The 8457-nt window shown below is 60.4% G+C and carries 10 protein-coding genes; 4 read left to right on the plus strand and 6 right to left on the minus strand.

The annotated features are described in order from the left end of the window. Position 1: 1 nt before the first annotated feature. Positions 2–1129: a saccharopine dehydrogenase NADP-binding domain-containing protein gene (locus D8U60_RS06180; protein ID WP_130899729.1), complete on the minus strand. Its 1128-nt coding sequence runs from the start codon at positions 1127–1129 to the stop codon at positions 2–4. Between the two features lie 171 nt (positions 1130–1300). Here D8U60_RS06180 and D8U60_RS06185 point away from each other — a divergent pair, with 171 nt between their 5' ends. Continuing rightward, positions 1301–1516 carry a PLD nuclease N-terminal domain-containing protein gene (locus tag D8U60_RS06185; protein WP_016774306.1) on the plus strand — a complete coding sequence of 72 codons (216 nt, stop codon included), beginning with the start codon at positions 1301–1303 and terminating at the stop codon, positions 1514–1516. 19 nt (positions 1517–1535) lie between these two features. Here the strand turns inward: D8U60_RS06185 and D8U60_RS27600 are convergent, their stop codons facing one another. Continuing rightward, complete coding sequence (locus D8U60_RS27600; RefSeq protein WP_177435442.1) at positions 1536–1691, minus strand: hypothetical protein; 156 nt, start codon at positions 1689–1691, stop codon at positions 1536–1538. Between the two features lie 80 nt (positions 1692–1771). On the opposite strand from D8U60_RS27600, the gene D8U60_RS06190 reads away from it, so the two are divergent. Beyond that, positions 1772–2248, plus strand: a complete 477-nt coding sequence (locus D8U60_RS06190) for a hemerythrin domain-containing protein (RefSeq protein WP_130899730.1) — start codon at positions 1772–1774, stop codon at positions 2246–2248. A 238-nt stretch (positions 2249–2486) separates the two neighbouring features. Here D8U60_RS06190 and D8U60_RS06195 read toward each other — a convergent pair whose 3' ends face one another. From D8U60_RS06195 to D8U60_RS06205, 3 genes are all read right to left on the minus strand, one after another. After that, complete coding sequence (locus D8U60_RS06195) at positions 2487–3413, minus strand: LysR family transcriptional regulator (RefSeq protein ID WP_130899731.1); 927 nt, start codon at positions 3411–3413, stop codon at positions 2487–2489. Further along, positions 3410–4384: a quinone oxidoreductase gene (locus tag D8U60_RS06200; protein WP_130899732.1), complete on the minus strand. Its 975-nt coding sequence runs from the start codon at positions 4382–4384 to the stop codon at positions 3410–3412. Before D8U60_RS06200 ends, D8U60_RS06195 begins: the two co-directional genes overlap by 4 nt. Before the next feature lie 153 nt (positions 4385–4537). Then, on the minus strand, positions 4538–5035 hold the full coding sequence (locus D8U60_RS06205; protein ID WP_130899733.1) for an anti-virulence regulator CigR family protein: 498 nt from the start codon (positions 5033–5035) through the stop codon (positions 4538–4540). Positions 5036–5162: 127 nt separating this feature from the next. On the opposite strand from D8U60_RS06205, the gene D8U60_RS06210 reads away from it, so the two are divergent. Next, the gene (locus tag D8U60_RS06210) at positions 5163–5321 is read left to right on the plus strand and encodes a DUF2986 domain-containing protein (RefSeq protein ID WP_110645778.1); all 159 of its coding nucleotides are present in this window, start codon (positions 5163–5165) and stop codon (positions 5319–5321) included. A 1-nt stretch (position 5322) separates the two neighbouring features. On the opposite strand, the gene D8U60_RS06215 is transcribed toward D8U60_RS06210, so the two are convergent. Beyond that, positions 5323–6495 (minus strand): MFS transporter, encoded by a 1173-nt coding sequence (locus D8U60_RS06215; protein ID WP_241663517.1) that lies wholly within the window; start codon positions 6493–6495, stop codon positions 5323–5325. A gap of 170 nt (positions 6496–6665) precedes the next feature. Between D8U60_RS06215 and D8U60_RS06220 the strand changes: the two genes are divergently transcribed. Continuing rightward, positions 6666–7559, plus strand: a complete 894-nt coding sequence (locus D8U60_RS06220) for a LysR family transcriptional regulator (protein WP_122610136.1) — start codon at positions 6666–6668, stop codon at positions 7557–7559. The last annotated feature ends 898 nt before the right edge of the window (positions 7560–8457 follow it).

Below are 8457 nucleotides of genomic sequence, written 5' to 3' on the forward strand. Positions count from 1 at the left end.
CTCAACGCTGCCCATCGGAGAATTGAACCGACAGGCTCAGATTGGCCGGATCGTTGATCGCCGCCAGATATTCATCGACGCTGATTTCGCCAACACACGGCCGCGCGCCGGCCTGCGGTACATAACCCCGAGCCATTTTGGTTGCGAGAGCGACGGCGGCGCAGCTGGGGATTTCCGGGCCTTTGTCATTCAGTGCGGTGAGTTGCGCGGTCATGCTCAGCGGCTGGTCGTCAACTCCAATGCCTTGAACATCGATGTACATCGCGCTTTTGCCATCACCGAAGCGTTCGAACCACGTTCCCAGTCGATGCAGGCGCGCCGCCCAGCGCGCATGATCGCGCACCAGACCAAAGCGCAAGGCTTGCGCCAGCAAAGCATTGGCGACACCGCCGATTTTCAGTCCGGCGCCGGCCTTGAAGCGCAGCGTCTGTGCGCCATAGCGGCGAGCGAAAATATCCATGTCCGGCACATCGACATTGGCCAGCACCCGCTTGCCCAGTTGCGGCATGCTGCGCAGGGTCAGGTCGAGCCAGCCCAATACTTCGTGAACCTGGCCATTCTTCAACTGCCTGATCGGTTTGCCGGCATAAGCGAGCACGCCTTCGACCGTGGACAGCCCCGGCATTTTTGCCGAGGAAGAAATGCCATGCTCGATCGAGTCGATTCGCGCAAAACGCGAGCGCTGCTCATCGATGATCGCCGAAGACAAAGTCGGCACCGAACTGCAACCGCTGAGTACCGCCACGCCAGCCTCCCTGGCGCGGGCGTCGAGCACATCAATGCCGTTGACGAAGGTGCGGCAGTCAGCCAGATCGCAGTAATTGACCCCGGCATCGATGCAGCTTTCAGCAACCGCGTAGGACTGCCCCTGAAACGGCCCGCCGGTGTGCACCACCAACTGAATATTCAACTCTCGCAACGCCGCTTGAAAACCTGCGCCCATCGCATCACCGCACCAGCCTTCGCAAGCTCGGCCCGACTGCGCTTGCAGCTCTTCGACCTTGTGTTGCAGCTTGCGTGCATTGCGGCCCGACAGCAGCAGTTCAATCTCTGGCATCTGCGCCAGATGCCGACAAACGATACTGCCGAAATTGCCGTAACCACCGACGACCATCACCCTGAATGCCATTGCCCTGTCCCTGTTCCAGCCCAAACGTGTGGCGCAGAGGATATAGGGCGCAGCGGCGACCAGACATTTATTTTGCAACCGGGCATCACCGCGTCCGCTTGTCCCAGGCAAAAAGAATGAACCCAACGCCCCTCTCGTCGCCTAACGCACAGACCATCAGGAGTTAAGCCTATGCAAATCGAAACCGTGTGGATCGTATTGGCGGTCATTCTCGTGCTGATCGAGCTTTGGGCCATCAACCGGGTGCGCAAAAGCGAGGGGAAATCGAGCAATAAAGGCGTGTGGATCGTGCTGATCGTGTTCGTGCCGCTGTTCGGCCTGATCGCCTGGGCGTTGGCGGGGCCCAAACATATTGGTCGCGGCTCGCCTTCCCAGGCCAGCCGTTGAGCAACGACGCAGGCCCGTCTCAAGCGTCACCCGCAGCCCGGCTTTTGCTGGGCTTGTTATATGCAATGCCCGCCGCGCGGATTTCTTGCAGGCTGCACGAAAGCATTGTGCCTGCTTCGATGCCAGCCCTTGATTTAGAAGGGTTGCGCTTGATCGGCGAGTTGGCATGAGTCATGCGATAGCCTCTTCCTGAATACACAGCAGGGCGAAAAAAAGAACGCTGTGTTCAATCCGTGAAAAGCAGAGGCCTCAAAAATGAATGCCATCGACCTTCTCAAAGCCGACCATGAAAAAGTCAAAGCCATCCTCAGCCAACTGAGTGAGTCCACCGACCGCGCGCTGAAAAAACGCGTCGAGTTGCTGGGCAAACTGGAAATGGAAATCACCATCCACACCCGCCTCGAAGAAGAGATTCTCTATCCTGCGTTCAAGGAAGCCGGCAGCAAGGAAGAAGACATCATGTATTACGAAGCCAAGGAAGAGCACCGCACCGTGGACTCACTGGTACTGCCTGATCTGAAAGAAACCGATCCAGGCACCCCGGAATTTGCCGGTCGGGTCAAAGTGGTCAAGGAACTGCTGGAGCATCACATCGAGGAGGAGGAAGAGGAAATGTTCCCGAAAGCGCAGAAGCTTCTGGGCAAGGCAAAACTCGAGGAACTGGGTGCGCAAATGGAAGCCATGAAGGCAGACCACAAAAAGGAAATGGCGGCCAACAAGATCGCCGCGTAAAGTGCTGAAGATACCGAGGCCCGGCAGCGATGCCGGGCTTTTTTGTGCGCCCAAATTGGCACTCGCTCTCACATTGGATATTTGGGCGTTCGGGAGTTTCTGAGCAAGCCACGAAACCTGTGGGAGCGAGCCTGCTCGCGAAGGCGTCAGGTCAACCAGATCATCCATGACTGACACTGCGCTTTCGCGAGCAGGCTCGCTCCCACAGGGTCAGTGTCGGTCTTGATGCAGGTTGTGCTCAAACCGCCCAAGGTGGCCCGGTCTCGAATTTCGCTTCGATCCATTCCTTGAACGCCACCACCGCCGCCGCTGGAAACCGCGATGACGGTCTGACCAGATAAACGCCGCCCGCCGAATCCAGATGCCAGTCGGGCAGCACGTGAATCAGCCGCCCTGCCGTCAGGTCGCGGCTCATCAGCCAGTCGCCGGCACCGAGTATGCCGGCGTCGGCGCGGGCGGCGGCGAGCAGGGATTCGCTGTCGCTGGCGGTCAGGTTGCCGTGGGGCGTGATGGCCTGCACCTCCTTGCCCCGATGCAGGCGCCACAGCGGGAACGACGCCAGCCCGCTGAAGCGCAGGCAATTGTGCTGAAGCAGGTCCTGCGGGGTTTGCGGCATGCCATGGGCCTCGATGTAGGCCGGCGATGCGCAGAGAATCCGTCGATGGTCGCTGAGCTTTTTCGCGATCAGCCGATTATCGTCCAGCTCGCCGATGCGAATAGCCGCGTCGAAGCCCTGCTCGATGATGTCGACCAGGCCTTCGCTGTAATCGGCGACCAGCGAGACCTGCGGGTGAGCCTTGAGAAATTCCGGCAGCAGCGGCCCCAGCCATAACCGCCCCATCGCCGCCGGCAAGGCCAGGCGCAAGGTGCCGCGTACTTCGCTGGCACCCTGCACCGCTTGCTGCTGCGCTTCGTTCATCAACTCGACGGCCGCGCGCAGACGCTGTTCGAGTTGCAGGCCAGCCTCGGTGATACGCACGTGTCGCGTCGAGCGCTCCACCAGGCGCACGCCGAGTCGCTTCTCCATCGCCGCGAGGCGCTTGGAAACGATGGTCGGATGGCGCTGCAACAAACGCCCCGCCGCGACAAACGAGCCTTGCGCGGCGACGGCCAGGAAAGCAGCGATCTCATCGCTGTGCGGGTTGCTCAGAACATCCAGATTCATGGTTTTAAAATGATCGCCCCTGATGATCGGCCCGATTCAAGATCGGCGTGCGCTTGTGCCGCGTCAGCCAATGAATAACGCGCGCGGATTTGCGGCGTGATGATACCGGCGGCAACAGCGGCCAGCACATCTTGCGCGCGCTCCTGATATTCAGCTGTCGTGGCGGTGTGCGCGGCCAGCGACGGACGGGTCAGGAACAGCGAGCCCTTGGCGTTCAGCGTGGCCATTTCCACTGCCGCCGGCGCGCCGGTCTGCGCGCCGAACGAGACCATCAATCCGCGTGGGCGCAAGCTGTCCAGCGAGGCCTGAAAAGACACCCGACCAATCGGGTCATACACCACATCGACCTTGCGCCCCTCGGTGATACGCACCACATCGGCGGCGAGAGTCTCGGCATCGAACACCAGCACTTCGTCACAACCGGACGCGCGAGCCTTGTCGACACTGGCCTGCTTCGACACCACACCGATCACCGTTGCGCCAAGGTGCTTGGCCCACGGCACCATGATTTCCCCCAGACCACCCGCGACGCCGTAAAGCAGCATCGTCGTGCCCGGCCCGACCGGGTAAGTCGCCTTCAGCAGATACTGCGCGGTGATGCCTTTGAACAACACCGCCGCCGCGTCTTCGAACGACAACTCTTCGGGAATCTTCACCAGACGCTCTGCCGGAAACAGCCGCGCCGAGGCGTAACCGCCCAAGGGGCCAGTGGCGTAAGCGACCCGATCACCGACGCGCACATTGCACACACCGGCACCGACCGCTGCCACCCGACCCGCGCCTTCCAGACCCAGCCCCGAGGGCAACGCCACCGGTACCGCACCTTTGCGCTGGCTGACATCGAGGTAATTGACGCCCACCGCCGCTTGCTCCAGCCAGACCTCGCCGGACCCGGGGGCCTGTTCGCTGACAGCGTGCAATTGCAGGACGTCCGGTGCGCCCGTTGCGGTGAAGCGGATTGCGTTGGCCATGGTCATCTCCATTCATTCGTTAAGCGTTGAGCTCAGTCTGAAAGCGCAGCACTCAACGAACAACCCAGCCTGAATGCAGTTCATTGCTGCAAAGGCTGCAGCAATACACACATAAAAAAGGAGCGGCACATGCTGCCGCTCCTCTTTCAACAATCAATCGAACGCGCCGTTGAGCACCTCGTAGATCAGCCCGGTGGCCAGCGCAACGAGAATGAGGTCAGTGCCCGCCTGTCGCCATTCGTAGCCGTCATAACGAGGCAGATGTTCGAGCATGCGCCCGTCCAGCTTCTTGGCGATGCCCGGGGGCAAGGGTTTACCCCGCGCCAGATTCTTTTGAATACCCGGCGGCAGCGGCGGCCCCGGATTCCAGTATTCGCCGCGATAACCATCGATGATGCCGAGAATATTGCCGCGATCGAAACTCGGGCCGCCACCATTGCCAGAGTGTTGCTGGCCCTTGTTGCCATTGCCTTGGCCGCCCCCGCCCTGTTTGCCGTGATCCTGCATGTTTTGCGGTTTGCCCTGGCCGTTGCCCTGGCCGCCCTGACCACCCTGCCCCTTGCCATTGCCGGGGTCAGCCAGTGCCGTCGTGCTGCCGATTACCAGCGCGAGGCAAGACAACGCGGTAATCAATCTGCGAGCTTTTCTCATGTGCGATTCCTTCGGTTGGGGATGCTCTAGAGTATGGGCGAATGTGCTCAGCTTAGTGGATTTCTTCTTGCTGACCACTCGGCCTTGCGTCAGGATTCCCACCCTCTCCACCCCCGATCGAAAAATCATGAATCGCCAAAAGAAGCTGCAGCAGTTGTTCAAGGAAAAAGCCAAAAAGGCCAATGCCAAACTGGCGCCGAAAAAGCCCAAATACATCTGCAAGGCCGACCGCCTGAAGCTGGAAGCCGAAGCGGCGCAGGCGGCGGCCGAAAACACCGAAAGCTGATTCAGGCCGACTGCCGCGACGTCAGCCAGGTCATCAGCGCCGCCAGCACGAGCAATGCCGCGCTGGCGAAAAACGTCAGCCGATAACCGCTGCCGTCGAACAGCAGACCACCGATGGTAGAACCCGAGGCAATCGACAACTGCACCACCGCCACCATCAGCCCACCGCCGGCTTCGGCATCGTCGGGCAGCGTACGCGCCAGCCACGACCACCAGCCTACCGGCGCCGCCGTGGCGATCAGTCCCCACAAGCCGAGCAACACGAACGTCGCCCCCACTGAACCGCCCATCCCTATGAGCGCCACCGCGATGATCGCCATCAACAGTGGGATGGCGATCACCACGCGATACAACCCCTTCTTCAACACCGAACCGATGACCACGGTGCCGATAAACCCGGCCACACCAATGACCAGCAGGATGATCGACAGCATCGAAACGTCGACCCGGGTAACGGTCTCCAGAAACGGTCGCAGGTAGGTAAACAGAACAAACTGGCCCATGAAGAACAGACCTGCGCCGAGCATGCCGAACGCCACGCGGCGGCTTTTGAACAACGCAAAAACATTGGCTGCGCTGGCTTTGCGTGGCGCGGCCGGCAGCGCGGGCAAGCTGATCCATTGCCAGAGCAGCGCAATCAGCGCCACCGGTATCAGGCAGAAAAACGCCCCGCGCCAGCCAATCACGCTGCCCAGATAACTGCCCAGCGGCGCAGCCACGACGGTCGCCAGGGCATTGCCGCCGTTAAAAATTGCCAATGCCTTGGGCACGCTGGCGGACGGCACCAGACGCATGGCCAACGCCGCTGACATCGACCAGAAGCCGCCAATCACCACACCGATCAATCCGCGACCGATCATGTAAACCGTGTAGTTTGGCGCCAGGCCCACCACCAGCCCGGACGCACACATCAGCGCGGTCAACAGCAGCAACAGGCGCTTGCGATCCATCGAACCGGCGAGTCTGCTGATCGTCAGGCTGGTCAGCACCGCGAACGCGCCGGAGATAGCAATGCCATAGCCGGCCAGGCCTTCACTGATAAGCAAGTCCGTAGCCATTGGCGTGAGCAGACTGACCGGCATGAACTCTGAGGCGATCAGGGCGAAGACGCACAAGGTCATGGCGAACACACCGCTCCAGTACGCCGGTTGTTCGCCGTCAGTGGACGCTTCCATGGGCTGGGCTGTCGGGGTGTCGATTACTTGAGCCGTCATGCGAAAACCTGTCTTGAAGAAGAAATCATCGAGGCACTTCTGCCCCGTTACTCAGGCTGCAAAGCTTGACGGATCGGGCTTAACTTGATTAGTAGCGGTAATCTTTATGTGCTTTTGAGAAAAATTCAGCAATGAGCAACGCCAAAGTCAACGACCTGCAGGCCTTTCTGGCGGTGGCCCAGGAGCAAAGCTTCACCAAGGCTGCCGGCCGCCTCGGCGTCACGCCGTCTGCGCTGAGTCATACGGTCCGCGCGCTGGAGCAGCGTCTGGGTATCCGCTTGCTCGCTCGTACGACGCGCAATGTCTCGCCGACCGAGGCTGGCGAACGCTTGATGCACTCAATTGCGCCGCTGTTCGAGCAGATCAGCGCCGAGCTCGAAGCCCTCGGCGAATTGCGCGACAAGCCCAGCGGCACAATCCGCGTTTCCTGCACGGACGATCAGATCGAATTGTGCATCCGGCCGATGCTTGCGCAGTTTTTGCAGGACTACCCGGACATCACCCTGGAGTTTTACGTCGATTACGGATTTACCAATGTGGTCAAGGAACGCTTCGATGCCGGCATCCGTCTCGGTGAATCGATCAGCAAAGACATGATCGCCGTGCGCATCGGCCCGGACTGGCGCCTGGCCGTGGTGGCCTCGCCCGAGTACTTCGCTCGTCACCCGGCACCCGCCACGCCGCACCAGTTGACGGAGCACACCTGCATCAACATCCGCCACCAACCGGCCGGCGCGATTTACGCCTGGGAGTTTGCGCACAAGGGTCAGGATTTCAGCGTGAAGGTCGACGGGCAACTGGTGTTCAACAGCATCATGCATGTGCTCAACGCCGCCGTGGACGGCATCGGCGTGGCCTACGTGCCCGAGCAATTGGTCGCGCCGTATCTGGCCGACGGGCGACTGGTGGAAGTGCTGGAAGAGTGGTGCCCGACGTTTCAGGGCTATCACCTCTATTACCCGAACAGACGCCAGAGCTCCGCAGCGTTTGCAGCGTTTGTCGAAGCGCTGAAATACAACCGCTGACAAACTCAACTCTTCAATCCAACTCCAATCCCTGTGGGAGCGGGCTTGCCCGCGAAGGCGCCGGCACATTCAACCTCTTTATCGCCTGACCCAGCGCTATCGCGAGCAGGCTCACTCCTACAAAGATCCGGGGCAGATCAGCAATCTTTGTCGCAACCCAAATCCCTGTGGGAGCGAGCCTGCTCGCGAAGGCGCCAGATCAGATACATCCACGTTGAATGACACACCGCTTTCGCGAGCAAGCTCGCTCCCACAATGGTCCGGGGCAAGGCCACAATCTTCAGCGCAACCCAAATCCCTGTGGGAGCGGGCTTGTCCGCGAAGGCGCCAGATCAGATACATCCACGCTGAATGACACACCGCTTTCGCGAGCAAGCTCGCTCCCACAATGGTCCGGTGCAAGGCCACAATCTTCAGCGCAACCAAAATCCCTGTGGGAGCGGGCTTGCCCGCGAAGGCGCCAGATCAGATACATCCACATTGAATGACACACCGCTATCGCGAGCAGGCTCGCTCCCACAATGGTCCGGTGCAAGGCCACAATCTTCAGCGCAATCAAAATTCCTGTGGGAGCGGGCCTGCTCGCGAAGGCGCCAGATCAGATACATCCACGTTGAATGACACACCGCTTTCGCGAGCAAGCTCGCTCCCACAATGGTCCGGTGCAAGGCCACAATCTTCAGCGCAACCAAAACTCCTGTGGGAGCGGGCTTGCCCGCGAAGGCGCCGGCACATTCAAAATCATCATCGCCTGTCACACCGCTTTCGCGAGCAGGCTCACTCCTACAAAGATCCGGGGCAGATCAGCAATCTTTGTCGCAACCCAAATCCCTGTGGGAGCGAGCCTGCTCGCGAAGGCGCCAGATCAGATACATCCACGTTGAATGACACACCGCTT

The organism is Pseudomonas sp. Sample_11 (genome assembly GCF_004307505.1).
Taxonomy (GTDB): domain Bacteria; phylum Pseudomonadota; class Gammaproteobacteria; order Pseudomonadales; family Pseudomonadaceae; genus Aquipseudomonas; species Aquipseudomonas atacamensis.